Annotated in this window: 23 protein-coding genes; 16 read left to right on the forward strand and 7 right to left on the reverse strand. The window is 66.9% G+C overall.

Annotated features, from left to right (window positions below):
* The first annotated feature begins 1 nt into the window (after window position 1).
* The 8 genes from AC30QB_RS14460 (at window position 2) to AC30QB_RS14495 (ending at window position 6,821) form a co-directional block, all read left to right on the forward strand.
* Window positions 2-955 carry a HEAT repeat domain-containing protein gene (locus tag AC30QB_RS14460; protein ID WP_489546934.1) on the forward strand — a complete coding sequence of 318 codons (954 nt, stop codon included), beginning with the start codon at window positions 2-4 and terminating at the stop codon, window positions 953-955.
* A gap of 10 nt (window positions 956-965) precedes the next feature.
* Entirely contained in the window at window positions 966-1,295 is a 330-nt protein-coding gene (fdxA, locus tag AC30QB_RS14465) for a ferredoxin FdxA (protein WP_489546935.1), read from the forward strand.
* Between the two features lie 94 nt (window positions 1,296-1,389).
* Complete coding sequence (locus AC30QB_RS14470) at window positions 1,390-2,817, forward strand: ABC transporter substrate-binding protein (protein WP_489546936.1); 1,428 nt, start codon at window positions 1,390-1,392, stop codon at window positions 2,815-2,817.
* A gap of 20 nt (window positions 2,818-2,837) precedes the next feature.
* Window positions 2,838-3,815 (forward strand): ABC transporter permease, encoded by a 978-nt coding sequence (locus tag AC30QB_RS14475; RefSeq protein ID WP_489546937.1) that lies wholly within the window; start codon window positions 2,838-2,840, stop codon window positions 3,813-3,815.
* Entirely contained in the window at window positions 3,812-4,675 is an 864-nt protein-coding gene (locus AC30QB_RS14480; RefSeq protein WP_489546938.1) for an ABC transporter ATP-binding protein, read from the forward strand. The genes AC30QB_RS14475 and AC30QB_RS14480 overlap by 4 nt, the downstream gene beginning before the upstream one ends.
* Entirely contained in the window at window positions 4,675-4,998 is a 324-nt protein-coding gene (locus tag AC30QB_RS14485; protein WP_489546939.1) for a gamma-butyrobetaine hydroxylase-like domain-containing protein, read from the forward strand. The genes AC30QB_RS14480 and AC30QB_RS14485 overlap by 1 nt, the downstream gene beginning before the upstream one ends.
* Window positions 4,995-5,768 carry a ferredoxin--NADP reductase gene (locus AC30QB_RS14490; RefSeq protein ID WP_489546940.1) on the forward strand — a complete coding sequence of 258 codons (774 nt, stop codon included), beginning with the start codon at window positions 4,995-4,997 and terminating at the stop codon, window positions 5,766-5,768. The genes AC30QB_RS14485 and AC30QB_RS14490 overlap by 4 nt, the downstream gene beginning before the upstream one ends.
* A 21-nt stretch (window positions 5,769-5,789) precedes the next feature.
* Complete coding sequence (locus AC30QB_RS14495; RefSeq protein ID WP_489546941.1) at window positions 5,790-6,821, forward strand: YeiH family protein; 1,032 nt, start codon at window positions 5,790-5,792, stop codon at window positions 6,819-6,821.
* A 76-nt stretch (window positions 6,822-6,897) separates the two neighbouring features.
* Here AC30QB_RS14495 and AC30QB_RS14500 read toward each other — a convergent pair whose 3' ends face one another.
* The gene (locus AC30QB_RS14500; RefSeq protein ID WP_489546942.1) at window positions 6,898-7,200 is read right to left on the reverse strand and encodes a hypothetical protein; all 303 of its coding nucleotides are present in this window, start codon (window positions 7,198-7,200) and stop codon (window positions 6,898-6,900) included.
* A gap of 165 nt (window positions 7,201-7,365) precedes the next feature.
* Between AC30QB_RS14500 and AC30QB_RS14505 the strand changes: the two genes are divergently transcribed.
* Window positions 7,366-7,833 (forward strand): SET domain-containing protein, encoded by a 468-nt coding sequence (locus AC30QB_RS14505; RefSeq protein ID WP_489546943.1) that lies wholly within the window; start codon window positions 7,366-7,368, stop codon window positions 7,831-7,833.
* Window positions 7,834-7,843: 10 nt separating this feature from the next.
* Entirely contained in the window at window positions 7,844-8,473 is a 630-nt protein-coding gene (locus tag AC30QB_RS14510) for a DNA-3-methyladenine glycosylase I (protein WP_489546944.1), read from the forward strand.
* Window positions 8,474-8,480: 7 nt separating this feature from the next.
* Here AC30QB_RS14510 and AC30QB_RS14515 read toward each other — a convergent pair whose 3' ends face one another.
* Complete coding sequence (locus AC30QB_RS14515; protein WP_489546945.1) at window positions 8,481-11,957, reverse strand: PAS domain S-box protein; 3,477 nt, start codon at window positions 11,955-11,957, stop codon at window positions 8,481-8,483.
* 217 nt (window positions 11,958-12,174) lie between these two features.
* On the opposite strand from AC30QB_RS14515, the gene AC30QB_RS14520 reads away from it, so the two are divergent.
* Window positions 12,175-12,825, forward strand: coding sequence for a restriction endonuclease (locus AC30QB_RS14520; protein ID WP_489546946.1), 651 nt, complete (start codon window positions 12,175-12,177; stop codon window positions 12,823-12,825).
* Between the two features lie 48 nt (window positions 12,826-12,873).
* Here the strand turns inward: AC30QB_RS14520 and AC30QB_RS14525 are convergent, their stop codons facing one another.
* Window positions 12,874-13,473, reverse strand: a complete 600-nt coding sequence (locus tag AC30QB_RS14525) for an FMN-dependent NADH-azoreductase (protein ID WP_489546947.1) — start codon at window positions 13,471-13,473, stop codon at window positions 12,874-12,876.
* Window positions 13,474-13,585: 112 nt separating this feature from the next.
* Between AC30QB_RS14525 and AC30QB_RS14530 the strand changes: the two genes are divergently transcribed.
* Both AC30QB_RS14530 and AC30QB_RS14535 read left to right on the forward strand, forming a co-directional pair.
* Window positions 13,586-14,566, forward strand: a complete 981-nt coding sequence (locus AC30QB_RS14530; protein ID WP_489546948.1) for a LysR family transcriptional regulator — start codon at window positions 13,586-13,588, stop codon at window positions 14,564-14,566.
* Between the two features lie 94 nt (window positions 14,567-14,660).
* On the forward strand, window positions 14,661-15,185 hold the full coding sequence (locus AC30QB_RS14535) for a LapA family protein (RefSeq protein ID WP_489546949.1): 525 nt from the start codon (window positions 14,661-14,663) through the stop codon (window positions 15,183-15,185).
* Window positions 15,186-15,204: 19 nt separating this feature from the next.
* On the opposite strand, the gene AC30QB_RS14540 is transcribed toward AC30QB_RS14535, so the two are convergent.
* Window positions 15,205-18,324 carry an efflux RND transporter permease subunit gene (locus AC30QB_RS14540; protein ID WP_489546950.1) on the reverse strand — a complete coding sequence of 1,040 codons (3,120 nt, stop codon included), beginning with the start codon at window positions 18,322-18,324 and terminating at the stop codon, window positions 15,205-15,207.
* 13 nt (window positions 18,325-18,337) lie between these two features.
* Window positions 18,338-19,465, reverse strand: coding sequence for an efflux RND transporter periplasmic adaptor subunit (locus AC30QB_RS14545; RefSeq protein ID WP_489546951.1), 1,128 nt, complete (start codon window positions 19,463-19,465; stop codon window positions 18,338-18,340).
* 297 nt (window positions 19,466-19,762) lie between these two features.
* Here AC30QB_RS14545 and acpA point away from each other — a divergent pair, with 297 nt between their 5' ends.
* Window positions 19,763-21,799: an acid phosphatase gene (gene acpA, locus AC30QB_RS14550; RefSeq protein ID WP_489546952.1), complete on the forward strand. Its 2,037-nt coding sequence runs from the start codon at window positions 19,763-19,765 to the stop codon at window positions 21,797-21,799.
* 33 nt (window positions 21,800-21,832) lie between these two features.
* Here the strand turns inward: acpA and AC30QB_RS14555 are convergent, their stop codons facing one another.
* Window positions 21,833-22,915 carry a hypothetical protein gene (locus AC30QB_RS14555; RefSeq protein WP_489546953.1) on the reverse strand — a complete coding sequence of 361 codons (1,083 nt, stop codon included), beginning with the start codon at window positions 22,913-22,915 and terminating at the stop codon, window positions 21,833-21,835.
* A gap of 175 nt (window positions 22,916-23,090) precedes the next feature.
* Here AC30QB_RS14555 and AC30QB_RS14560 point away from each other — a divergent pair, with 175 nt between their 5' ends.
* Both AC30QB_RS14560 and AC30QB_RS14565 read left to right on the forward strand, forming a co-directional pair.
* Window positions 23,091-24,065: a helix-turn-helix transcriptional regulator gene (locus tag AC30QB_RS14560; RefSeq protein ID WP_489546954.1), complete on the forward strand. Its 975-nt coding sequence runs from the start codon at window positions 23,091-23,093 to the stop codon at window positions 24,063-24,065.
* A gap of 20 nt (window positions 24,066-24,085) precedes the next feature.
* Window positions 24,086-24,364, forward strand: a complete 279-nt coding sequence (locus AC30QB_RS14565) for a DUF427 domain-containing protein (RefSeq protein ID WP_489546955.1) — start codon at window positions 24,086-24,088, stop codon at window positions 24,362-24,364.
* On the opposite strand, the gene AC30QB_RS14570 is transcribed toward AC30QB_RS14565, so the two are convergent.
* Window positions 24,351-25,280, reverse strand: coding sequence for an extracellular catalytic domain type 1 short-chain-length polyhydroxyalkanoate depolymerase (locus AC30QB_RS14570; RefSeq protein WP_489546956.1), 930 nt, complete (start codon window positions 25,278-25,280; stop codon window positions 24,351-24,353). The genes AC30QB_RS14565 and AC30QB_RS14570 overlap by 14 nt on opposite strands.
* Window positions 25,281-25,343 lie beyond the last annotated feature (63 nt).

Genomic DNA, 25,343 nt, shown 5'->3' on the forward strand with positions numbered 1-25,343 from the left:
CATGAGCATGGCCACCATCCACGAGCGCTTGCGCAATGCCGATGCGGGCGTGCGCCGCATCGCTGTCATCGACCTGCCCTACACCGACGAAGAAGACGACATTGCGCCGCTGCTGATCACGGCGCTGAGCGATGCCGACGCCACGGTGCGCCTCGAAGCCGCCAAGGCACTCGAAGGTTTTGAAGAGCCCGAGGTGCTCGCCGCGCTGGTGCCTTTGCTGAAGGACAGCGACACCGAGGTACGCGCCGCGGTGGCTTACACCCTCGCCGAGCTGAAGGAGCCGGCCTCGGCCAGCGCCTTGCTGCCTTACCTGAGCGATGCTGATCCCGAGGTGCAGGCCGCGGCGTTGCAGGCGGTGAAAGCGTTGCGTGTGGACGCCGCCTTTGAGCCCGCCTTACAGGCCTTGCAGCACACCGACCCTCAGGTACGCCGCGCCGCGGTGGGCCTGCTCGGCTACCTGAAGAAGCCCCACGCCATCGCCTCTCTGACCCAGATTGCCGCGCACGACGAAGACGCCGACGTGCGTCGCGTGGCGGTGGGTGCGCTGAGCTACGCCAGCGACTCGGCCGACGTCAGCGTGCACCCGGCGCTGAGCCGCGCGCTGGCCGACCCGGTGTGGCAGGTGCGCGAAGAGGCCGCCACCACCTTCGCCAAGGCCGGCTCGGCACTTGGCGTGCCCAACCTGGTGCGGGCGATGGAAGACGAGTATTGGCAGGTGCGCGTGAAGGCCGCGCGCAGCCTGGGCAAGCTGAAGGCGCGTGACGGTGTGGCCGCGCTCGCCGAGGCGCTGTCGCACCCGGTGAGCAACCTGCGCAAAGAGGCGGTCATCGCGCTAGGCGAAGTGGGCGACCCGCGCGGCATCACGCCGCTGGAGCGCGCCTTGCGCGACAGCGACCCTGATGTGCGCAAGCTCGCCAAGCTCGCGCTCACCAGCATCCAGATGGCCAAAGCCTAGGAGCCGCTCCATGAGTTTCGTCGTCACCGAAGCGTGTATTCGCTGCAAGTACACCGATTGCGTGTCGGTGTGCCCGGTCGAGTGCTTTCACGAAGGCCCCAACTTTCTCGTGATCAACCCCGAGGTGTGCATCGACTGCGGCGTGTGCGTGCCCGAATGCCCGGTCGAGGCCATCCTCGATGAGAAAGACCTCGCGCCGGGGCAGCTGGAGTACATCGCCCTCAACAAAGCGCTGGCCGCGAAGTGGCCGCTCATCACAGAGCCGAAAGAGCCGCTGCCCGACGCCGACGCCTGGGCCGACCAAACAGACAAGAGAGCCCTGCTGAGCGAAACCGCTTGAGCGTGGGGCCAGGAGACAGAAGTGGAGCCCGCGAGCAGGCATTGATCTTGCGCAAAGGCTTCGTGATCGTGAAGTGACCGACCAGGAGATTGACATGCGTTCAGTTGTTCTCTCGTTGACGTGCGCCACCGCACTGATCTGCTCCGCCTCATGGGCCTGGGCCGCCGACAAGCAAGTGATCACCGTGGGCATTGGCACCCAGAACACCACCACCAACACCGTCACCGGTGGCGTGGTGCTGAAAGAAATGAAGCTGATCGAGAAGTACCTGCCCAAGACCGGGAAGTACAAAAACATCGAGTTCCAGTTCGACTGGCAAAACGCCACCTCGGGCCCGCCCATCATCAACGGCATGATGGCCAAGAAGCTGCAGATCGGCATGATGGGTGACTACCCGCTGCTGGTGGCCGGCGCGACGGGCCAGTCGCAGCCGGGCAACGAGACGCAGCTGATCGCCACCATCGCCTACAACGCCTTCGGCTCGGGCAACGGCATCGTGGTGCACAAAGACTCGCCGTACTACGAGCTTGCCGACCTCAAGGGCAAGGTGGTGTCGGTGCCCTTCGGCTCTGCCGCGCACGGCATGGTGCTGCAGGCGCTGCAGTCGCGTGGACTGCCACCCGATTTCTTCAGCCTGGTGAGCCAAAGCCCCGAGGTGGGCACCACCAACCTGCAAGAAAAGAAGATCGACGCCCACGCTGACTTCGTGCCCTTCGCCGACCTGCTGCCCTACCGCGGCTTCGCCCGCAAGATCTTCGACGGCGTGCAGACCAACGTGCCCACGTTTCACGGCGTGATCGTGCGCAAGGACTTTGCCGAGGAGTACCCCGAAGTGGTGGTGGCCTACATCCGCGCGCTGATGGAAGCCAATGCCTGGCTCAAGGCCGACCCCGTGCGCGCCGCCACCAAGATCGAAGAGTGGACCAAGATCGAGAAAGAGGTGGCTTACCTCTACCTCGGCCCCGGCGGCATCCACACGCTGGACCCGACCATCAAGCCGCGCTGGCTGGACACCATCAAAATCGGCCACGGCGTGCTCACCGAACTCAAGCGGGTGAAGCCGCTGGACATCAAGGCATGGGTCAACGAGACCTATGTGCGCGAAGCCTACAAGCAGGTCAAGCTCGACTACGACGCGCAGAAGCAGTCGATGGCCGCCTTCGACATCACCGGCACCGACACGCTCTGCAAGCTGCCCATCGGCCGCCCCAAGGAGGCCGGCGAGGTGTGGGTCGATGGCGTCGGCGTCGAACCCCACGCCTCTGCGCTGTGCACACTGGGCGCCATCGCCAAGCTCGAAGCCGCAGGCAAGAAGGTGCGTGTGGCCTACCTGATCGACCACGCCTTGGGCATCAAGGTGTTTGCCGACAAGGCCTACTACGCCGTCAACGCGAGCGACGCGAAGAAGCCGGTGATCGTGCCCTTTCTGTTGAAGAAAGACGCCGAAGCGCACGCCGCCAAGATCGGCGGCAAGCTCACCAGCTACAGCGAGGCCCTGGCCTTCGCATCAGCGCCCTTCTGATCGGCCTGCCGGAGCACACCATGTCCATTGCCCCGCTGCGTCGCGTTGAAGATGCCGAACTCTTTGTCGCCAAAGCTTCCGTGGAGGCGGCGCCCGCCGTCCCTCACCTGGCCGAAGTGACGAAGGCCCCGACGCTCCCCGCGCCCGACCCAGCCCTTGCAGAGCCCGCCAGCGCAGCACCCGGCGCGCTGGCCTGGCTGGGTGGTTGGGTGCAGCGCCAGGGCGTGGCGGCCCTGTTGGCGTTCTGCTCGCTGGGCGGCATGGTGTTGTTCTGGCATGTCGTGACGACCTACAGACTCGATTTCTACATTCGCTTCGCCAACATCCCCACGCCGGCCGACGTGTGGCAGTCGGTGCTGCAAGCCGGCGCCAGCGGCAAGTTCATCACCAACGTGGGCATGAGCCTGCGCCGCATCTTCATCGGCTTCGCACTGGCCGGTGTGCTGGGCGTCGCCCTGGGTCTGGGCATAGGGCGTTACCGCCGCCTGCACCAGTTGCTGTTCCCGGCCATGGAGGCCTTGCGCCCCATTCCGGCCATCGCCTGGGTGCCCATCTCCATCATGCTGTGGCCCGACAACGAGGTGAGCATTGTGTTCATCACCTTCATCGGCGCTTTCTTTCCGATTCTGCTCAACACGGTGAGTGGCGTCACAGCCGTTGATTCGGTGCTGCTGCGCGCAGGCCGATGCCTGGGCGCCAAGGAGCGCCAGCTCCTGTGGCACGTGGTGCTGCCGGGCGCTGCGCCACAGATCTTCACCGGCCTGGCGGTGGGCATGGGCGTGGCCTGGGTCTCGCTGATCGCCGCCGAGATGATCTCGGGCCAGTTCGGCATCGGCTACTTCACCTGGGAGGCGTACTCGCTCATCTCTTATGCCGACATCGTGCTCGGCATGATCACCATCGGCGTGCTGGGCCTGCTGTGCAGCTGGCTGATTCGCTTCGCCGGCCAGATGCTCATGCCGTGGCTCGAATTCTCGAAACTGGGAGCGCGCGCATGACACCGGCTCAGAGCACCGGTCACGTCGAGGTACGCCACCTCAAGATGGTCTTCGGCGGCGCGCAGCAGCGTGTTCACGCGGTCAGCGATGTCTCGCTGCATGTGGCGCCGGGCGAGTTTGTTTCCATCATCGGCCCGTCGGGCTGCGGCAAGTCGACTCTGCTCAATGTGGTGGCCGGCTTCAGCCAGGCCACACAAGGCGAGGCCTTGCTCGATGGCCGAAAGATCACCGGCCCCGGCTCGGACCGCGGCGTGGTGTTCCAGCAGTACTCACTGTTCCCCTGGATGTCGGTGCGCAAAAACGTCGAGTTCGGTTTGAAGATGCAAGGCGTGCCGCAAAACAAGCGCGAGACCAGCGCGCGCACCCTGCTTGGTCTGGCCGGCTTGCTGTCGTTCGAGAACCACTACCCCGACCAACTTTCTGGCGGCATGAAGCAGCGCGTGGGCATCGTGCGCGCGCTGGCCACCAGCCCGCAGGTGCTGCTGATGGACGAGCCCTTCGGCGCGCTCGACTCGCAGACCCGTGTGGTGATGCAGGAAATACTGACCAACATGTGGCAGCGCCTGCGCCTCTCGGTGCTGTTCATCACCCACGACATCGACGAGGCGGTGTTCCTCTCCGACCGCATTTACGTGATGACGGCCCGGCCCGGGCGCATCAAGGCCGAGCTGGCGGTGCCGCTGCCGCGCCCGCGCACACCCCAGATGACGGCCTCGCCTGAGTTTGCGGCCATGGTGCGCACCATCAAGGGACTCATTCGCGAAGAGAGCTTGGCGGCCATGGGCGGCGAGCTGAGTGAGGGCGGGCTTACAGGCCTGTCCACCGAGATCGGCCCCCTGGGTGTGGGGCAGGTGATGTGATGGCCATCGACGGCGAGGTCTGGCCCGAAGAGGTGGTGTTGCACGAGGCGAGCGGGGCGCTCGCGCTGCGCTGGAGCGACGGCTTGGCGGCCCGTTTGCCTGCCCCCGCTCTAAGGGAGGCGTGCAAGTGCGCGGCCTGCGAGAATAAGCGCCGTGCCGGGCGGCCGCCAACCGCCAGCCCCGGCCTCGCGCTGACCGGGCTCAACCCGATCGGTGACATCGGTCTGCAGCTGGTCTTCAACGACGGCCATGACCGCGGCATCTACCCCTGGCCCTACTTGCACGAGCTCTCTAGGGCCTCTTTGTCACTCGAAAACTCATGAGCAATCTCTTCGACGCCAAGGTGCTGACGGTGCGCCACTGGACCGACCGGCAGTTCTCTTTCACCTGCACCCGCGACCCCGGTTTTCGCTTCCAGAGCGGGCAGTTCACCATGATCGGCCTGGAGGTCGACGGCAAGCCGCTGCTGCGCGCCTACAGCGTGGTCAGCCCGCACTGGGACGAAACCCTTGAGTTTCTGAGCATCAAGGTGCAAGACGGCCCGCTCACCTCGCGCCTGCAGCACATCAAGGTGGGTGACACGGTGAAGGTTGGCCGCAAGGCCTCGGGCACCTTGCTCACCCAAAACCTGCTGCCGGGCAAAAACCTGTACCTGCTCTCCACCGGCACCGGGCTTGCACCCTTCATGGCGATGATCCGCGACCCCGAGGTGTACGAGCTGTACGAAAAGGTCATCTTGGTGCACGGCTGCCGCCAGGTGGGCGAGCTGGCGTATGACGAGGTCATCACCAAGGAGCTGCCGGAAAACGAGTTCTTTGGTGACCAGGTGCGCGACAAACTCATCTACTACCCGGTCGTCACGCGCGAGGCCTTCCGCAACACCGGCCGCATCCCGACGCTGATGGAAACCGGCAAGCTGATGCACGACATCGGTTTGCCGCCGCTGTCGAAAGAAGACGACCGCTTCATGCTGTGCGGCAGCCCCGAGATGCTGCGCGACACGCGCGCCCTGTTCGACAAGCTGGGCATGACCGAGGGCAACATGAGCCACCCGGGGCACTTCGTGATCGAACGCGCCTTCGTCGACAAGTAGACCGGCCTACCCAGCCTGGCCATGCACACCAGCGCAGCTTTCGCCTCGGCTTCGGCCCAGGCGCTGCGCCGGGTCTGGCCGGGCTCGGCCACGTGCGTGTTGATCGCGCTGGCCGCGAGCTTTGTGGCCACGCTGCACAGCGGCCCGCCCATGCTCTATGCGATGCTCTTCGGCACTGCGTTTCACTACCAGAGCACCGATGCACGCACCGCGCCGGGTGTCGACTTCTGCAGCCGCACGGTGCTGCGCCTGGGCGTGGGCCTGCTGGGCGCGCGCATCACGCTGGAGCAGATCGCCGGGCTGGGGGCGCTGACTGCGGGCGTGGTGGTGGTGGCGGTGTTGAGCACCCTGCTCTGTGCGCGCTGGTTGGCGCGCGCGCTGCGCCTGCCCTGGACGCTGGGCCTGCTGGCCGGCGGCGCCACTGCGATCTGCGGCGCTTCGGCGGCGCTGGCGATTGCCGCGGTGCTGCCGCGCGACAAGCGCTCTGAGCGCGAGGTGCTGGTGGTGGTGGTGCTGGCCACGCTGCTGTCTACCGTGGCGATGCTGTTTTACCCACTGATCGCTCGCACACTGCAACTGCCGCCGTTGCTGGCCGGCCTTTTCATCGGCGGCAGCATTCACGACGTGGCGCAAGTGGTGGTGGCAGGCTACACGTTGAGCCCCGCGGTGGGCGATGCGGCCTCGGTGGTGAAGCTGTTTCGCGTGAGCTTGCTGGTGCTGGTGGTGCTCGGGGTGTCGCTCGCCTGTGGGTCTATGCGCGACGAGGCGGTTTCGCGGTCTTTGCCGCGCCGGCTGGGCGCGTTGGTGCCGGGGTTTCTGTGGCTCTTCCTGGCGCTGGCGGCACTCAACTCGCTGGGTGGCATGGCGCCACCGCTGCAGACGGGTCTGGCACAGGGCTCGCGCTATTGCCTGATGCTGGGGGTGGCGGGCCTGGGCATGAAGACATCGTTCAGCCACCTCGCCAGCACCGGCTGGCGGCCGGCGGCCCTGATGGTGGTCACCAGCGCATGGCTCGCGTGTGTGCTGCTGGGTGCGGCGTGGTGGATGCGCTAGGAAGCGCGATCAACCGAAGTGGTTCAACCCAAGAAGGTGAACCGAAGAGGCTCACCGAAGAGGCTCACGGAAGAGATCAGCCAAAGAAGTGCTTGAACAGCTCGGGCTCGTCGACCTCGCGCGTCACCAGGCCGCGTATGGTTTCGCGGAAAGGTGCGGGCTGCGGCGTGGTGTCGAGGTGGGCGGGCATGGTCACGCCCCAGGCGGTGTTGAAGTCGGCGGCTTGGGCACGCAGGGTCGGCGTGGGCGCAGCGGGCCGCATGTCCATCGGCACCATGCGGGGTGCGAGCGAGGGCGTGTCTTCCCATTCGATGGTGGCGTGCTGCGCGGCGGCGCGAACGTGGCGCGGTGCGAGCGGGTGGGGGGTGTGCGTGTTCATGGTGTAGCTCTCTCAATTCATCCTGATGCCTAGGCTATCGGCTGGTGCGCAGCGAGATGTATGGAAAAGCAAGCGATCCAGCCCCCAGTTCGTTAGCCGGTGGCATCTGGCGTGACTTAGTGCGCCGATTGGGGCGAGCCGCCTGCTTGACGCCACAATTGCTTCATGCCTCGTTTGACTGTGCTGCCTGACACCGAGCCGCTTTTGCTTGCGCCAATCGAACGACGTGGCCCGCAGAAATATGCGGTTGAGGTGCGCACCAGCGCGATCGATGGCCAAGGGGCTTTTGCGGCCCAGCCCATCCCTGCGCGCCGCAAGATCGGCGAGGTGCGCGGCGAGACGGTGAGCGCACAAGAGGCGCACCGGCGCAGCAAGGGCCAGGCGCGCATCATGATGATTGCGGTGTCAGAGCGCCGTGCCGTCGATGCCTCTCATTCGGCAGATGCCTTGCGTTACGCCAACCACTCTTGCCGGCCCAATGCGGCGTTGAAAGTGAACCAGGGGCGCGTGGAGTTTTATGCCATGCGCGACATCGCCACCGATGAAGAGATCACCGTGAACTACGGCGAGACGCATCACCGTGGCCGCCTGGCGTGCCGCTGCGGCGCACCGGGCTGCGTGGGGCGCTTGTAGAGTGGCCAACATGACCCAACCCGCCCCCGGCCTTTTTGCCGGCGCCGATGGCGCCCACCGCTGCTTCTGGTGCCGGGCCTCGCCGGCCTACCAGCATTACCACGATCATGAGTGGGGCTTCCCGGTGAATGACGACAGGCGGCTGTTCGAGAAGATCTGCTTGGAGGGCTTTCAGGCCGGCCTGAGCTGGCTCACCATTTTGAACAAGCGCGAGAACTTTCGCCGCGGCTTCGCCAACTTCGAGGCCGAGCCAGTGGCGCGCTTCAACGAGAGCGACATTGAGCGCCTGCTGGCCGACGCCGGCATCGTGCGCCACCGCGGCAAGATCGAGTCGACCATCAACAACGCCCAGCGCGTGATCGAGCTGCGCGCCGAGTTCGGCTCGCTCGCCGCCTATGCCTGGGGCTTCGAGCCGCCAGCCGCCTCGCGCCCCCAGCGCATGACGCTGGCGGCGGTGCGTGCGCAAGTGACCTCGCCCGAGTCGGTCGCCATGTCAAAAGACCTGAAGAAGCGTGGCTGGAGCTTTGTGGGCCCGACCACGGTGTATGCCTTCATGCAGGCCATGGGTCTGGTCAATGACCACCTCGACGGCTGCCACGTGCGCGATGCGGCGCTCGCCGCTCGCGCCCTGCTCAAGTAGGCGCGGCTCAAGGGGTGATGGCAGGCGCGGTGTCGAGCCAGCGCAAGAGGCAGGTGTAGAGCCGGTGCGGCGCTACCGGTTTGGTGATGTGGTCGTTCATGCCGGCGGCCAGGCACTCGTCGCGGTCTTCGGCATAGGCGTTGGCCGTCATGGCCAAAATGGGCACGCGCTGGCGCTGGGGCAGCGCGCGGATGGCGCGCGTGGCGTGCAGGCCGTCCATCACCGGCATCTGCACGTCCATCAGCACCAGGGCGTAGTCGTGCTGGCGCACGCTCTGCACGGCCTGGGCGCCGTCGCTGACCACGTCGACCGTGAGCTGCACACGGCGCAGCAGCGCCAGCGTGACCTCCTGGTTGACCGGGTCGTCGTCGACCAGCAGCACCTTGGCGCCGGCATGGCGCAGGGTGATGTCGTGCTCGGGCGACCGAGACTGCGGCGTGGCGTCGGGCTGGCCGATGCCAGGGGCCGCGAAGCGTGCCGTCATCCAGAAGGTACTGCCCGCGCCCGGTGTGCTGCGCACGCCTACGTCGCCGCCCATCAGCGCGGCCAGGCGCTTGGCAATGACCAAGCCCAGGCCGGTGCCACCGTATTTGCGCGAGGTGGAGTCGTCGGCCTGAGAGAACGACTGGAAGAGCCGCGCCTGCTGCTCCTCGGTGATGCCGATGCCGTTGTCGCTTACCTCGACCATCAGCGTCACGGCGCCACCGGTCAGCGGCGCGGCGCGTGCGCGCAGGCTGATGCTGCCCTGCTCAGAGAACTTGATGGCGTTGCTGAGGAAGTTGAGCAGGATCTGCTCCAACCGCAGCGGGTCTCCGCGCAGCGTGGCGGGCACGCTCGCATCCAGCTCGCTGGTAAGCGACAGGCCCTTGGCCACCGCCCGCTCGCGCAGCATGCCGAGCGCGTTTTCCACCACCTGTTGCAGCGCGAATTCGCGCTCTTCGAGCACCAGCCGCTCGGCCTCGATCTTCGACAGGTCGAGGATGTCGTTGATCACGCCCAGCAGGTGCTGCGCGGCCGCGCTCACCTTGGTCAGCTGGGCTTGCGCGCGCGGCTCGGCAATGTCTTGCTGCAGCAGGTGGGTGAGGCCGATGATGGCGTTCATCGGGGTGCGAATCTCGTGGCTCATGTTGGCCAGAAACGCGCTCTTCGCGCGGCTGGCCGCCTCGGCGGCATTGCGTGCAGTGACCAGGTCGGCGGTGCGCTCGGCCACCAGGGCTTCGAGGTTCTGCCTGTGCGCTTCCAACTCCAGGCGCGCCTGGCGCGCCTCGGTGATGTCGAGAAACGCGCCATGCACGCGTGCGATCACGCCCTGGCGGTTGCGCACGGCTTCGCCTTGGGCGCGTACCCACACCCGTTTGCCGCTGGCGGTGACGATCTGCATCTCGTGCTCGTAGGGGGTGCCGTCGCGTGCGCAGGCGCGAAAGGCCTGGTACACCATCTCCTGGTACTCGGGGGCGTAGTACGCGCGGGCCTCTTCCAGCGTGGGCGAGGTGCCCGGCGGGCGCTCGTGTATGGCGGCGGCTTCGTCCGACCACACCAGCGAGCGGTCGCGCAAGGTCACCACCCAGGCGCCCATGCGCACCATCTTGCTGGCCATCTTGAGCAGGCTTTCGCTCTGGCGCACCTGCTCTTGCGACTCGTGCAAATCGGTGATGTCTTGAATGACACCCAGCACGCGCTCGGGGCGGCCATCTTTCAGGGTCACGCGCCCGCGTGAGCGCACCCACAGGTTGCGGCCCTTGGCGGTGACCATCGGGATCTCGATGTCCCACGCGGTGCCATGCTCGATGGCTTGCTGCACCATGGCCTGCAGCCGCGGCCGCACGTGCGGCGGGCAGAACAACCAGCCTTCTTCGAACGACGGCTCGGCGTCAGGCGGTATTTCGAGCAGCTCGCGCATTTCGTCCGTGCCCGAGGCTTTCATGGTGGGGATGTCGAGGTCCCAGCCTGCTACGCGCGCCAGCGCGCCGGTGTCGCGCAGGCGTTCTTCGCGCGCCAGCAGCGCCTGCTGCACGCGGTAGGGCTCGGTCACGTCGCTGAACACCAGCACCATGCCGACGATCTGGCCGTGGCTGTCGCGTATGGGTGCGGCGCTGTCGGAGATCTGGTACTCGCGGCCGTCGCGCGACAAGAGCATCGTGTTGTTGGCCAGCCCGACCACCTCGCCCTTTTCCATCACGCGTTGCATCGGGTGGGGTGCCGGCTCGCGGGTGTCGGCGTTGACGATATGGAACACCTCGGCCAGTGGCTGGCCGATGGCCTGCGCTGCGCTCCATCCGGTGAGCCGCTCGGCGGCGGCGTTGAGGCGGGTGATCTGGCCCGTGGCGTCGGTTGCGATGACGGCATCGCCGATCGAATGCAGCGTGATGGCGAGGCGCTCTTCGCTGTCACGCAAGGCTTGCTCTGCGGCGGCGCGGGCGTGCAGCATGCTGCGGAAATCATCGGCCAGGGCCTGCACTTCGCGCGGTGCCATGGCGAGCTTGAGCCCGTCCAGCGCAGACAGCTGGGCCGAGGTGGTGGCCCGCCGCGCAGCCGCGGCGATGGCCTCCACCGGGGCGGCGGTGCGGCGGGCCGTGAAGTAGGCCAACGCGGCCGCCAGCAGCACCGCCAGCGCGGCGAGGGCGGCGCTGATTTGCAGGCGCTCGCGCACCGGGGCGTAGATCACGTCCACCGGGATGCCCACCGCGGCGTGCCACGGCGTGCCGCGTATGGGTGCCACACCGAAGATGCGCTGCACGTTTGCGTGGTCGGGCGACTCGCCCGTGGCCGGCTGGCCCGGCACCAGACGCTTGAACCACGGGATGTGGGCGAGGCTCTGGCCTATCCACTCCGAGGGCGCGAGGCTGCTGGCGATCACGACGCCTTTGGCGTCGACGATGCGTGCCAGCGCTTGCGGCGGCAGCTCGCCCGGGCCGGGCGCGAGGCGCAGGGCGGCGAGGTCGATGGTGAGTGCGATCACGCCCGGGGCCTCGCCCTGTGCCGTCGGCCCGGGCACGGGCAGCGGGCGCGCAACGATCAGGATCCAGCGGCCGGTGCGCAGCCCCTTTGTGACCTGCCCCACGGTAAAGGCCTTGGAGCGCAGCGTTTCATTGAGGTAGAGCCGGCGGTCGACCAGGGCCGGTGTGCCGGGCACGCGCGGGATGGCGCTGCAGATGCCCAGGCCGTCGCTGCGCACGGTGAAGAGGTTGGTGTAGTACGGAAACAGGTCGCGGAAGCTGCCAAAGATCGGGTCGCAGCGCGTGAGATCGAGCGCATTGATGAGCGGCTGCTGCGCCAGGTGGTCGAGCAGCGCGTTGGCGCTTTTCAGCATGCCCTCGCTTTCGATGGCCACGGCGCGAGCGGCACGCAGGGCTTCGGCCGAGGCGCGCTCGGTTTCACGCACGGCCAGGTTGTAGCCGTTATAGGCGACCAGCGCGATCAGGGGCAGGGCCGTGGCCAGCACCAGCAAGGTTAGGCGTGTGCGTATCGGCAGGGCGGTGCGCATTGGCGAAGGCGGGCTCCGTTCTTCCATCGCAGGGCGGGGCAGGCATCAGACGATGCAGCCCGGTTCATCTGGCTGCAAGGCATTTATGCATGCCGGTTCGGGTGTTGTAAGGGTGCTTTCCCCCGGGCCGCACGCCTTGTGGGCGCGTCAGGGCTCGGTTAGCCTCGCCTCAGGATAGAAGCAGACAGATGATGGCATCAGCACGAGAGCAATCATTGTGAAAAGCATCGGTGCATCGCTGGCGCGCCTGTTCAGGCGGCGTGTGCCGCCGGCCCCGGTGGCCATGCCCGGCGGCGTGGCGCTCATCGAAGGCGTGGGCTGGCACCAGTTCGAGTTGATGGCGGCCGATGGCTTTCGCCAGCGCGGTTACGTGGTCAGCGAAACCGGCGGCTCAGGGGGCCGCTCGGTCGACATGGTGCTCACGCGCGGGCCAGAGCTCTTTCTCGTCGACTGCAAACCGTGGCGCTCGAACGCCGTGGGCGTGGCACCGCTGCGCGAGCTGCACGCTGCGATGACGGCGCGCGGTGCGGTCGGCGGCTTTGTGCTGACCTCAGGTGTCTTCACCCCGGAAGCGCAGCGCTTCAGCGAAGGCCGCAACATCCAGCTCATCGACGGCGCACGCCTGCACGACCTGCTGCATGCGCGCGAGGAGAAAACGCTGCCCGTCATCATCCGCCGCGAAGGCCCGTTTCTCGACACCACGCTGCCGCCCTCGGCTTGGCGCCTGCGCAACCAGCCCTGCCCGCTGTGCGGCGGGCCCATGGTCGAGCGCGAGCTGACGCAAGGCCCGCTGGCCGGGCAACGCGTGTTGGGCTGCAGCCATTACCCGCTGTGCGAGGGCACGGGCGAGGTGGCGGATCTGCCTTGAAAGTAAGTTAAGTCGTTACCGGGACAGAGCTTCCTTCTGACGCTGAGCTCAAGCCAGCACCGCCTCGATCTGCGCCTCGGCTGAGTCCAGCGCCTTCTTCTCTGCGTCAGGCCCCATGGCCAGGCCTTCGGCATAGACGAACTGGATGTCGGTCATGCCGAGGAAGCCCAGCACCGTCTTCAGGTAAGGCACTTGCGTGTCGGCCGGCGTGTCGCGATACAGGCCGCCGCGGGCCAGGGCGACATAGACCTTCTTGCCGGCGAGCAGGCCAACGGGGCCCTTGTCGGTGTACTTGAAGGTGACGCCGACGCGGGCGATGGCGTCGATCCAGTTCTTCAGCGCGGCGGGTACGCCGAAGTTGTACATGGGCACGCCCAGCACCACCACGTCGGCGGCTTGCAGCTCGGCGATCAGGGCTTCGTCTTGCGCTACACGGGCAGCTTGCACCGCGCTGCGCTGGTCGGTTGGGGTGAACAAGGCTTGCAGCGTGGCTTCGTCTAGCGCGGGGTGCGGGGTGCGGCCCAGGTCGCGCAGCGTGAACGCTGCTGAAGGGTTGGTGGCTTGCAGGCGTTGAACCATCTCGGCGGCCATGCGGCTGGAGTGAGAGCCGGTGGTGCGTGCGCTGGAGTTGATTTGCAGGATGTTCATGGTGGCGTCCTCGTTGAATTTGTTTGCGATGGGGCCAATGTAGTTATCCCGAAAACAAAGCGGAAGCCATTGAAATGGATAACATTGTTCCATTCCAAAGCCGGTAGCTGCCATGAACCAGATCGAGCCCAACGACCTTCTGCTCTTTGCCCGCGTGGTGCAAGACGGCAGCTTCAGCCGCGCCGGCGAGCGCCTGGGCCTGCCCAAGTCGACGGTGTCGCGCCGGCTGGCAGCGCTTGAGACTCAGCTGGGTGAGCGCCTGCTTCTGCGCACCACACGCAAGCTCACAGTCACCGATTTCGGCCACGCTGTGCTGGAGCACGCGCGCCATGTCGCCGACGAGGTCGATGCCGCCAGCGCCCTGGCCCAGCACCGGCAGGCCGAGCCGAGCGGGCGGCTGCGGGTGTCGATGCCGGGCGACTTTGCCACCGTGGTGCTGGGCCGCGTGCTGGGAGAGTTCGCCCTGCGCTACCCGGCGATCTCGCTGGAGCTCGACCTTTCGCCACGCCGGGTAGATCTGATTGGCGAAAACTTCGATCTGGCCCTGCGCATGGGCGAGCTGGGCGACGACACCTCGCTCACCGCGCGTCGCGTGGCCACGTTTTCGCACGGCCTGTACGCAGCGCCCAGCTACCTGAAGAGGCGCGGCATACCGCCCGAGCCCGAGGCGCTGATGGAGCACGACAGCCTGCAAATCCTCACGCGCACCAGCGAGCCCAAGCCGTGGGTGCTGTCCCGCGGTGACGAGCGCTGGGAAGGCGTGCCGCCGGTGCGTGCCAAGGCCAACTCGCCCGAGCTGCTGATCCGCCTGGCCCGCGCCGGTGCAGGCATAGCCGAGGTCAACGACCACTTTGCCGAGCCGTATGTGCAGAGCGGTGAACTCATGCCGCTGCTGGTTGACTGGACCCTGCCGAGCGCGGCAGCCTGGGCGGTGTTCCCGGGGCGGCGGCTGATGCCGGCGCGCACGCGGGTGTTTCTCGATGCGCTGGAGGCCGAGTTCAGCGGGCCGCGCTGCCAGGTGGCGCAGGCGCAGAGCAAGTCGCTGCGGGAAGAGCGCATACGTCGCATGAAAGACGCTCTGGCGGCAGGGTAGCTCCTGTCCCGCGCGCGAAATCGCGGCTGTCCTACAAGCTCGGGCTGGCTGGCGTTCTAGTCTGCAAGCCTACGCATGGCCTGAGGAGACCCCCATGACCCGCGCTCTTTCCTTCTTCGTTGTGTTGCTGTTGATCGGCGTGTTTGCGTTGCTCAACTGGCCGGCCTTCACGGCGCCGACCAACCTTTCGCTTTTCTTCACCACGGTGCAAGCCCCGCTCGGCTTGATCATGCTGGGCCTGTCGTTCTTCCTGACCCTGCTGTTCATCGCCTGGGCCATCACCATGCAGGCCACCACGCTGGTGGAAACACGCCGCCAGACGCGCGAGTTGCAAACGCAGCGCGAGCTGGCCGACAAGGCCGAGGCCTCGCGCTTTGTCGAGTTGCGCAGCTTCCTCACCGCCGAGCTTTTGCGCGTGTCGCAAGCCTCATACGAGGCGCGCGCCGACCTGCTCGCGCGCATGGACCGCATGCAAGACGAGGTGCGCCTGGGCCTGGACCAGCACGGCAACTCGCTTTCCGCCACCATCGGCGAGCTGGATGACCGCATCGGTCGCGCTGGCCTGCCGCCACCAGAGGTCACGGCCCTCGCCGAGATGTCGCGGCCTGTGCGTCGCTGAAAGAACGCTGAAGCCCCTGCTATTTGCCCTCGCGCCCCTCTGCCGCCAGCGGCAAGGCGGCGGGTGTGCTGGCCGCGTGGTGATGGCGCTTCAGCTTGCGCGAGAACCATTGCTCGGTGTCGTCTACATAGGTGAACACCACCGGGATCACCAAGAGACTCAAGAACGTCGATGTGATCAGCCCGCCGATCACCACGATGGCCATCGGTGAGCGGAAGCTCGGGTCTACGCCCAGACCCAGCGCGATGGGCATCATGCCGGCGCCCATGGCGATGGTGGTCATGACGATGGGCCGCGCGCGCTTGTGGCAGGCATCCAAGATCGCGTCCCAACGGTTCAACCCATGCTCGCGCCGCGCGAGGATCACGTAGTCGATCAGCAAGATGGAGTTCTTGGTCGCAATGCCCATCAGCATGATCAACCCGATCATCGAGGGCATCGACAGGGCGGTGTGCGTGACGAAGAGCGCCAGGAAGGCGCCGGGAATCGACAGCACCAGCGCCACCAAGATGGTGACGGGCTGCACGAAGTCTTTGAACAGCAGCACCAGCACGATGTAGATGCACGCCACGCCGGTGAGCATGGCCAGGCCGAAGCTTGCGAACAAGTCGGCCATGGCCTCGGCATCTCCCACCGAGGTCTGTATCACGCCAGTTGGCAGGTTCTTGAGGCTCGGCAGCGCCTCGGCCGCCGCCTGCACGGCGCCCAGCGGCTGCTGGTTGAGCTCGATTTCGAAGTTGACGTTGCGCAGCCGGTCGTAGCGGGCGATCTCGGCTGGGCCGCTCGCGATCTCGATGGTGGCCACGTTGGACAGCGGCACCGGCCCGCGCGCGCCAGGCACCGGCAGGCGCGACAGGATGTCCATGTCTTGCCGGCCGTTTTCAGACAGCTTCACCACCACCGGCACCTGGCGCTGGCTCAGGTTCATCTTGGCCAGGCCTTGGTCGTAGTCGCCCGCGGTGGCGATGCGCAGTGTGTCGGCAATGGCGGCCGAGGTCACACCCAGGTCGGCGGCGCGCCGGAAGTCGGGCCGCACGATCATCTCGGGTCGCACCAGGCTGGCTGTGGAGGTGACCGCGCCGATGCCGGGGATGGTGCGCAGCTCGCGCTCCACCACCTGCGCGTGCGCGGCCAGCGCACGGCCGTCTTCACCGGCCAGCACCAGCACGTATTTTTCGCTGGACGCGCCCAGGCCCACCTTCACACGCGCCCCCGGCAGCGCTTCCATCGCGGTGCGCAGCTGCGCCTCGATGTCTTGCTTGCTGACGCCTGAGCGGTCGTTGCGGTGCGTCATGTTGATGGTGAGCACGGCTGTGCGCACGTTGGCGGGGCCGCCACCCGCGAACGGGTCGGAGCCCGCGCTGCCGCCGCCGATGGCGGTGTAAATCATCTTCACGTATTGGTTCTTGTGCACGATCTCGCGTGCGTGCTCGGCCAAGGCGTAGGTTTCCTTGAAGGTGCTGCCGGGGGGCAGGGTGAGCGTCACCTGCGTCTGCGACAGGTCATCGGGTGGGATGAAGCCGGTGGGCAAAAAGGGCACGAGCGCAAACGAGCCGATGAAGAACACCGCGCCACCCACCAGTGTCCAGATGCGGTGATTCAGGCACCAGGCGGCCCAGCGCAAATACAGCTTCATCCAGCCGGGTTCTTTCTCTTGCTTCTTGGGCGCGCGAAGAATGTAGGCCGCCATCATGGGCGTGAGCATGCGCGCGACCACCAGCGAGAAGAACACCGCGATCGCCGCCGTCCAGCCGAACTGCACGAAGAACTTGCCGGGCACGCCACCCATGAAGGCCGTGGGCAAAAACACCGCGATCAGCGTGAAGGTGGTGGCGATGACGGCCAGGCCGATCTCGTCGGCTGCTTCCATCGCGGCCTGGAACGGTGTCTTGCCCATGCGCAGGTGGCGCATGATGTTTTCGATCTCGACGATGGCGTCGTCGACCAAGATGCCGACCACCAGCGACAGGCTCAAGAGCGTGACCACGTTGACCGTGAAACCCATCAGGTGCATCACGGCGAAGGTCGGGATGGCCGACAACGGCAGGGCCACCGCCGAAACAAAAGTGGCGCGCCCGTCGCGCAGGAAGAGAAACACCACCAGCACGGCGAGTGCCGCACCTTCGTACAGCAGCTTCATCGAGCCGTCGTAGTTCTCGACCACGGGGTCGACGAAATTGAAGGCCTCGGTGACCTCAATGTCGGGGTGCTCAGTCTTCAGCTTTTCGAGTGTGGCGCGCACGCCCTTGGTCACGTCGATCTCACCGGCGCCGCGCGAGCGCACGATCTCGAAGCCCACCACCGGCTTGCCGTTGAGCAGCGCCGCCGAGCGTTGCTCGGCCACGGTGTCGCTTACCTTGGCAACCTGGTCGAGGCGGATGTGCCGCCCGTCGCTGAGCGTGACCTCAAGCGCGGCCAGCTCGGGGGCCGACTGCACGGTGGCGAGCGTACGCACCGACTGCTCGGCACCGCCCAGGTCGGCGCGCCCGCCCGAGGCCTCTTGCTGGACCTGGCGCAGCTGGCGCGAGATGTCGGCCGCGGTGACGTTGAGCGCCAGCAGCCGCCCGGGGTCAAGCTCGACACGCACTTCGCGCGACACGCCGCCCACGCGCGTGACCGCGCCCACGCCGGGCACCGCCAGCATGCTCTTGGTGACCTGGTTGTCGACGAACCACGACAGCGCCTCGTCGTCCATGCGCACCGACGACACGGTGTAGGTGAGGATGGGTGTGCCGGCCAGGTTCACCTTCTGGATGACCGGGTCGCGCAGGTCGGCCGGCAGGTCGGAGCGGATGCGCGAGACCGCGTCGCGCACATCGTCTAGGGCTTCTTGCGTGGGCTTTTCGAGCCGGAACTCGACGGTGACGATGGCGCTGCCGTCTTGCAGGCTGGTGTAGACGTGCTTCACGCCCTGCACGGTGGCGATCGAGTTCTCGATCTTGCGTGCGACTTCGGTTTCGAGTTGCGCGGGTGACGCGCCGGGCAGCGCCGCCACCACGGTGATCATCGGCAGGTCGATGTCTGGGAAGTTCTGAATCTTCATCGCCCTGAAGCCCAAGAGGCCAGCCAGCGTGAGCATGATGAAGAGCAGGATCGACGGCGTTGGGTTGCGGATCGACCAGGATGAAACGTTGATCATGATGGGGCTCCGTTCACTTGCCAGCGGCGGGTTTGGGCGTGGCCGTGACAGGTGCAGGCGCGTTGACCACCTTCACCGTGTCGCCGTCGCTCAGGAAGCCGCCGCCCGAGGCCACCACCTTGGCCGTGGCGTCCAGGCCGCTGGTGATCTCGATGCGCTCGCCGACGCGGCGACCCACACCCACCTTGGCCTGTGTCACTTTGAAGTCGGGGCCTACCTTGAGCACATAGCTGAAGCCGTCGCGCAGCACCACGGCGCTTTGCGGCAGGGTGAGCGCCTCGCTCTCGCCCACGTCGAACTCGCCACGCGCATACATGCCGGCCTTCACTTCGCTGGTGGCACCGAGGTCGACATAGACGATGCCGTTGCGCGTTTGGGTGTCGACCGTGGGCGCGACCATGCGCACCTTGCCGACCACCGGTGCGGCGCCCCTGATCGCATCAACGCTGGCGGGCAGGCCGACTTTGACCCGTGCCAGGTCACTGGATGGCACCTCGGCGCGCCATTCGAGCCGGCCCTGGCGGATCAGGCGAAACAGCTCCTGCCCGGCGGGCAGCACCGCACCCACGGTAGCGCTGCGGGCCGAGATGATGCCGTTGTCAGGTGCCACCACCTGGGTGTGCGCCAGGCGCAGCTGCTGCACTTTGGTGGCGGCACGCACGGCTTCGAGCCGCGCCTGGGCGGTGCGCTCGGAGGTGAGGTAGTTGTTGATCTGCTGGCCGCTCAAGGCGCCGGTGGGTTGCAGCTCGCGGGCACGCTGGGCGTTGGCCGCGGCTTCGGCCAGCGTGGCCTCGGCTTCGGCCACGGCCGCCTTGGCCTGCGCCACGTCGGCCTGCACGCTGTCAGGGGCAAACACCGCCAGCACCTGGCCGCGCTTGACCACGTCGCCCACATTGGCCCGAACTTCGGCCAGGCGCAGGCCATTGGCCTCGGTGCCCACGCTGGCTTCCTGCCAGGGGGCGATGTTGCCGTTGGCGGCGATCTTGAGTGGCAGCTTCGCCGACAGCGGCTGCGTCACCGAGACGGTGAGCGCGGCCTTGGACGGCGCGGCGGCTTTCTTGTCGTCGGCCCCTTGCGCACCGCAGGCGAGCAGGGCAACACCGAAGCAAGGCAGCAGGGCAAGGTGAAGGCGTTTGATCATGGCGGTGGGCGTTGAAGACGAAGAGTCGGGTGTAGACAAAAGCAAAGTGCGGGCGGCAGGTGCGCGATGCTGCCAGAAGGCTGCTGACAACGCACTGTCAGCAAGTGCCGTGCAGGCCGCTCGCCAGCCGAGGCCGGCCGCCGCGCGGGGCGCTGTCGAACGGTGGCGCCGCGTTGGCGTTGCCATGGTAAGCGGCGCAGGTCGTTGTATTTTTTCCTTTCGCACTGCGGCGCATCGCCACGGGGTGCTCTCGCGGTTTGCTCAATACTCCCGTTCTTGCTCACTTGCTGCAAACCCATGAAGCCTATCGTTTGCCTTTGCTTGCCTGCGCTCCTGCTGGTCGCCTGCGCAACGCCCTCGGACACCGCGACGGCCGACGCGGCCAACGCGGCGCGCAGCATGGCCTCGGGCTTCGGTGCCATGAAGGTCTGCCGTGACCTCAACGCCAACGCGCGTTGCGACGCGGGCGAGCCCGCCACCGTGACCGACGCCAAGGGCGGCTTCGAGCTGCAGGGCATCGAAGCGCTGGCGCTCGAAGCCGGCCCGCTGGTGCTGCGCGCGCCGGCCGGCGCGTCCAATGTGCTGAGCCCCGTCACCACCGAGCTTGTCGCCTTGATGGACGCCAACGGTGGCTCGCTGGCCGCCGCGCGCATCGTGCTGGCCAAGCGACTGGGCGTGACTGAAGACAAGCTGCTCGACAACGGCGACGCCCGGGTGCAAACCGAGAACGCATTGCTGATGCCACGCATTGCTGCTGCAGTGGCCGAAGCGGGCCCCGCGGGCGACCGCGTGAAGGCGCTGCGCAACCGCCTCGCGCTCGACGACATCGACACCGTGGTGGTGATCTTTGCCGAGAACCGCGCCTTTGACACGCTGTACGGCCTGTTCCCAGGCGCCAACGGCATCCCGGGCAAGAACCCCAGCTCGCAGGGCGCAGCCGCGCCGCAGAAAGACTTCGACGGCAGCGTGCTGCCGGTGCTGCCGCCCGCATGGGGCGGGCTCACGGCTGGCGGCCAGCCCGTCACGCTCACGCAGGCGCAGACCACGGGCATGCCCAACGCCATGTTTCAGATCGACGACCCGAAAGGCGTGGCCGCCAGCGGCGTGGTGGTGCCGCAGAGCGTGATCACGCGCGACCTGGTGCACCGCTACTACAGCAACATGATGCAGATCAACGGCGGCGCCAACGACAAGTTCGCCGCGTATGCCGACGGTGGCGCGCTCGCCATGGGCTATTACGACGGCAGCCAGATGGCGATGTGGAAGCTGGCGCAGCGCTATGTGCTGGCCGATAACTTCTACATGGGCGCGTTCGGGGGCTCTTACCTCAACCACCAGTACCTCATCTGTGCCTGCGCGCCACCCTACCCCCATGCCGACACCTCGCCGGCCAAGGATCTGATCAGCGCGGTGGATGTCGACGCGCAAGGCCGCTTCGTGCGTCTCACGCCGGCTGCCAACATGCCGGCCTCGGTGCTGGCCGGCGCGCCGCGCTACTTGAGGGATGGCGCGCTCACACCGAAAGACGCGAGCGGCATGTACTACACCATCAACACCATGCAGCCGGCCTACCAGCCCAGCGGCGCACCGCCCGTGGCTGGCGCCGAACCGCGCTTGGCCGACCTCACCCGCCCGAGCAGTTTGCCCCCGCAGACGCAGCCCACCATCGGCGACACGCTGAGCGCCAAGAACGTGCCCTGGGCCTGGTACGCGGGCGGCTGGAACACGGTGAGCGCGGGCACGCCCGAAGGCCGTGCGCAGATCTACCGCGGCAAGGTCAACTTCCAGCCGCACCACCAGCCCTTCAACTACTACGCCGCCTTCGACCCCCTGACCCAAGGCGAGGCGCGCACACGCCACCTGCGAGATTTCGACAGCCAGTTTCTGGCCGACGCCGCTGCCGGCCAGCTGCCGGCAGTGAGCTTCTACAAGCCGCAGGGCAACCTCAACCAGCACGCCGGCTACGCCAACATGGCCGACGGCGATGCGCACATCGCCGGGGTGATCGCCGAGCTGGAAAAGAGCCCGCAGTGGGCGCGCATGCTGATCGTCGTCACCTATGACGAGAACGGCGGCTTCTACGACCACGCGCCGGTACCGCAGGGCGACCGCTGGGGCCCGGGCACGCGCATCCCGGCGGTGATCGTGTCGCCGTTTGCCAAGAAGGGCCACGTCGACAAGACGCAGTACGACACCGGCTCCATCCTGCGCTTCATCACCCACCGCTGGTCGCTCAAGCCGCTGGCCGGCATCGTTGAGCGCGATGAAGCCTTGCAACGCAATGGCAGCGCGCCTATGGGTGACCTGAGCGGCGCGCTCGACTTCGCGCGCTGACGCACCGCCCCTCTGACGCGCTCCGCCGCAGGCTCAGTGCAGCAAAGACAGCTGCTGCACCGGCGCCGGCAAGCGGCTGCGCAGCACGGCGTGCGGCACGTAGCCGCGCGTCGCGAGGTTCCAGCCTTCGGTGGCCGCGTCGTCGTCTAGCAGCTGCACCTGCAGCGTGGAGAGCTTCTTGGCGCTGGCGCGTGCCACCAGCGCTTCGCACTGCGCGGGCGTGAGCTGGCGTGCAAATGCGGTCCAGCGCTGCAGGGCGAGCGGGTTGCGCCAGGCGTCTTCGATGGCCCAGCGCAAGGCCTCACCCTCTGCGCCCTTGCCGGCTTCCAGCACGCGTGGCAGCAGGGCGTGGAAGAAGGTTTGGAAGTCGCGCTTGAGTGTCTTGCCCGGCAGCAGGTCTTCGAAGCGCGCCATGCGGTGGCTCCAACCTGGGGTGAGCAGCTGCTGGCTGATGAAGGCTTGCAGCGCCTGCACGGGGTTGAACAGGCGCAGGCGGTTGGGCGGCAGCACCAGCATCGGCAGCGCAGCAGCCACCTCATGGTGCAGAGACTCGACGTAGCTGCACAGCACCGCCACGCGCGACCACTGCTCGGCGCTCAGCCCGTCAATGCCACCCAATGAACCTTCTTCAATGCGGTGCACCTGGGCGAGCGACTCGCGGAAGCCGCGCGCAGCCTTGGCGTGGTTCGCCTTCGTGCTCATCACCGCCAGGTTGCCGGCGGCGTAGCTCGCATCGCTGCGCACGCGGTCTATGGAAGCGTCGCTGCTTTCCAGCGTGGCGCTGCTCAGCGGCGTGCGGGTGATGGGGCAGTGGCTCACGTCGATCTGTTGCAGGTAGTGCGGCGTCACCTGTACCAGCTCGACGCTGCGGCCGCGCAGCCAGGCGTGCAGGCGCAGCTGCAGCCACTTGCGGGCGTGGCGAGTTGGCGGGAGCGTGCGCGTGCCGAAGGTGGCCTGGCCAGCAAGCCAGCCGCTGCGCAGCGACGAAGGCTCTTGCGCATAGGGTGCGGGCGGGGTGACGTGGTAGTGGGCGTAGTCCCAGCCCAGCTCGAAGCCGATGTGCTCGTGGGTGGTGAGGCTGGTGGTGGTGTTGAGGGTGTGCAGTTCGGTGGTCATGTCGGCTCCAGGTTTGGGTGCGGTCGCTGCAACCGATGCAGCGATGGAGCCAGTGTTTCCGGCGGGTAGCTCAAGGCGTGAGCCAGTGGTGGCTGTGGCGAATCGGCATCGCACGTTATGCTTGGTGCTGGTGGCTCATCGGGTGAGCCACCGACGTGCCACAACCTCGCCATCCATGGACAGAACCGAACGCTTCTACAAGATCGAGCTGCTGCTGAGGAGCCGCGGCTGCGTGAGCTTCCAGGCGCTGCAAGACGAGCTTGACGTGTCGCCCGCCACGCTCAAGCGCGACCTGCAGTACCTGCGCGACCGGCTCAGTGCGCCCATCGTCTACGACCGCTTCGACAACGGCTACCGGTTCGAGCAAAGCGATGTCGCCCGCCAAGAACTGCCGGGCCTGTGGTTCAGCGAAAAGGAGATCACCGCCTTGCTCACCATGCACCAGCTGATGGCGGGGCTGGATGACGACGGCGTGCTCTCGCGCCACCTGCAGCCCATGATGGAAAAGCTGCAGGGCATGCTGGGCACCGACGAGAGCGAAGCGCGCGAGCTGATGCGCCGGGTGAAGGTGATCTCGACCGCTCGGCGGCGTGCGCCGAGCCGCCACTTCGAGCTGCTGGGCAGCGCACTGGTGCAGCGCAAGCGCGTGTGGCTGCGCTACTTCAAGCGCAGTGACCGCGCGTTGAGCGAGCGCGAGGTTTCACCGCAGCGCCTGGTGAACTACCGCAACACCTGGTACCTCGACGCCTGGTGCCACGTGAGCGACGGCCTGCGCCGCTTTGCGCTCGACGCCATACAAGAGGCCCAGCCGCAAGAGAGCAAGGCGCGCCACGTGGCGGTGAAAGACCTGGAGACCGAGCTCGATGCCGGCTACGGCATCTATGGTGGCGGCAATGCCAAGGTGAAATGGGCCACGCTGGTGTTCAGCGCCGACGCGGCGCAGTGGGTGGCGGTGGAAGAGTGGCACGCGCAACAGAAGGGGCGCTGGCTGGCCGATGGCCGCTACGAGCTGCAAGTGCCCTACGTCGACCCGACCGAGTTGGTGATGGACATCCTGCGCCACGGCGACAACGTCGAGGTGAAGGGTGACAAGGGCCTGGTGACACTGATTGCGCAACGGGTGAAGAAGGCCGCGGCGCTGTACGCTTGAGAACCTCTGAAGGAGCCCGCATGAAAGCGACCTGGAACGGCGTGACCCTCGCCGAAAGCGACGACACCGTGATCGTCGAAGGCAACCACTATTTCCCCGAGAGCAGCCTGAAGCGCGAATACACCAGCTTCAGCAACCACCGCACCAGTTGCCCGTGGAAGGGGCAGGCCTACTACTACAGCCTGTTCGTCAACGGTGAGATGAACCCTGATGCGGTCTGGTACTACCCGGAGCCCAGCGAAGCCGCCGCCGAGATCAAGGGGCGTGTGGCGTTCTGGAAGGGCGTCAAGGTGGAGTGAGACGCTGCTGCGCAAAAAAGCGCAGCATCTCTCGCGAGGCATCGGGCCCTTCGGCATCGGTGAAGCTGCCCTCGGCGTTGCCGCCGGACCACGCGTGTCCGCTGCCGTGCACCAGCCAGTGCTCGGCGATCACGCGGCCGCTGGCGTCGCCATAGGTGGTGCGCACGAAGCTGCGCCCGCCTTCGAGTGCGCCGGGCAGCACCTCTGCCGCGATATGCCCCGCCACCAGGCGCTCGCCGTTGCGCGGGTGCACGGTGGCGTCTTGGTCGCCGTGGAACACGATCAGCGGCACCCAGGGCACGGCCGCCAGTTCGACAGGCACGTCTCGAGGGCCGTGCTTCATCACCGTCATGGCCGAGATCACGTTGTCGGCGGCGCCGTAGGCCAGGCCCGAATGCACGCCCACCGCCGCAAAGAGGTCGGGGTACTCGCGCGCCAAGATGGCGGCCATTGCACCACCCGCCGACAGGCCGGCCACGTAGACGCGATCGGCGTCCACCGGGTGCACTTGCATCACCTGGCGCACCATGCCGGCGAGCAGCGCGGGCTCGCCGGCATCGCGCTGCTGGTCGCCGCGGTTGAACCAGTTCCAGCAGCGATACGCATTGGCGCGCGCGGTCTGCGCCGGGTAGAGCACACGAAAGCCGCGCTCTTGCGCCAGCGCGTTCATGCGCGTGCCCTTGGCGAAGTCATCGGGGTCTTGCTTGCAGCCGTGCAGCATCACCACCAGCGGCGCGCGCCCTGACCCTGCGTTGGCTGGCACGAAGAGCTTGTAGGGGCGCTTGCCGTGCGGCGTGTCGAAGGCCAGCTCGTCGAAGCTGGCGGGCTGGGGTGGCGCGACCCGCCCGTGCAAAAAGTGCCAGAGCCGCCGCACAGCGCGCGTGAAGAAGCGAACGAGAGCGAGATGGGGTTTCATGGGGCCTCCTGATTAGCGACCAACCTCAGCGCCCAATATTGTTCGCGTAGCCCCGTTCGGCCT

Origin of the sequence: Rhizobacter sp. (assembly GCF_046595475.1) — a bacterium.
Lineage (GTDB): Bacteria > Pseudomonadota > Gammaproteobacteria > Burkholderiales > Burkholderiaceae_C > Rhizobacter.

Excerpts from the sequence above, each read along its gene's own strand:
- fdxA (WP_489546935.1), top strand. The coding sequence starts at position 966 with ATGAGTTTCGTCGTCACCGAAGCGTGTATTCGCTGCAAGTACACCGAT.
- AC30QB_RS14540 (WP_489546950.1), bottom strand. The coding sequence starts at position 18,324 with ATGATCAACGTTTCATCCTGGTCGATCCGCAACCCAACGCCGTCGATC.
- AC30QB_RS14570 (WP_489546956.1), bottom strand. The coding sequence starts at position 25,280 with ATGAAACCCCATCTCGCTCTCGTTCGCTTCTTCACGCGCGCTGTGCGG.
- AC30QB_RS14485 (WP_489546939.1), top strand. The coding sequence starts at position 4,675 with ATGGCCATCGACGGCGAGGTCTGGCCCGAAGAGGTGGTGTTGCACGAG.
- AC30QB_RS14510 (WP_489546944.1), top strand. The coding sequence starts at position 7,844 with ATGACCCAACCCGCCCCCGGCCTTTTTGCCGGCGCCGATGGCGCCCAC.
- acpA (WP_489546952.1), top strand. The coding sequence starts at position 19,763 with ATGAAGCCTATCGTTTGCCTTTGCTTGCCTGCGCTCCTGCTGGTCGCC.
- AC30QB_RS14525 (WP_489546947.1), bottom strand. The coding sequence starts at position 13,473 with ATGAACATCCTGCAAATCAACTCCAGCGCACGCACCACCGGCTCTCAC.
- AC30QB_RS14530 (WP_489546948.1), top strand. The coding sequence starts at position 13,586 with ATGAACCAGATCGAGCCCAACGACCTTCTGCTCTTTGCCCGCGTGGTG.
- AC30QB_RS14495 (WP_489546941.1), top strand. The coding sequence starts at position 5,790 with ATGCACACCAGCGCAGCTTTCGCCTCGGCTTCGGCCCAGGCGCTGCGC.
- AC30QB_RS14535 (WP_489546949.1), top strand. The coding sequence starts at position 14,661 with ATGACCCGCGCTCTTTCCTTCTTCGTTGTGTTGCTGTTGATCGGCGTG.
- AC30QB_RS14565 (WP_489546955.1), top strand. The coding sequence starts at position 24,086 with ATGAAAGCGACCTGGAACGGCGTGACCCTCGCCGAAAGCGACGACACC.
- AC30QB_RS14545 (WP_489546951.1), bottom strand. The coding sequence starts at position 19,465 with ATGATCAAACGCCTTCACCTTGCCCTGCTGCCTTGCTTCGGTGTTGCC.
- AC30QB_RS14560 (WP_489546954.1), top strand. The coding sequence starts at position 23,091 with ATGGACAGAACCGAACGCTTCTACAAGATCGAGCTGCTGCTGAGGAGC.
- AC30QB_RS14470 (WP_489546936.1), top strand. The coding sequence starts at position 1,390 with ATGCGTTCAGTTGTTCTCTCGTTGACGTGCGCCACCGCACTGATCTGC.
- AC30QB_RS14555 (WP_489546953.1), bottom strand. The coding sequence starts at position 22,915 with ATGACCACCGAACTGCACACCCTCAACACCACCACCAGCCTCACCACC.
- AC30QB_RS14505 (WP_489546943.1), top strand. The coding sequence starts at position 7,366 with ATGCCTCGTTTGACTGTGCTGCCTGACACCGAGCCGCTTTTGCTTGCG.
- AC30QB_RS14480 (WP_489546938.1), top strand. The coding sequence starts at position 3,812 with ATGACACCGGCTCAGAGCACCGGTCACGTCGAGGTACGCCACCTCAAG.
- AC30QB_RS14515 (WP_489546945.1), bottom strand. The coding sequence starts at position 11,957 with ATGCGCACCGCCCTGCCGATACGCACACGCCTAACCTTGCTGGTGCTG.
- AC30QB_RS14490 (WP_489546940.1), top strand. The coding sequence starts at position 4,995 with ATGAGCAATCTCTTCGACGCCAAGGTGCTGACGGTGCGCCACTGGACC.
- AC30QB_RS14475 (WP_489546937.1), top strand. The coding sequence starts at position 2,838 with ATGTCCATTGCCCCGCTGCGTCGCGTTGAAGATGCCGAACTCTTTGTC.
- AC30QB_RS14460 (WP_489546934.1), top strand. The coding sequence starts at position 2 with ATGAGCATGGCCACCATCCACGAGCGCTTGCGCAATGCCGATGCGGGC.
- AC30QB_RS14500 (WP_489546942.1), bottom strand. The coding sequence starts at position 7,200 with ATGAACACGCACACCCCCCACCCGCTCGCACCGCGCCACGTTCGCGCC.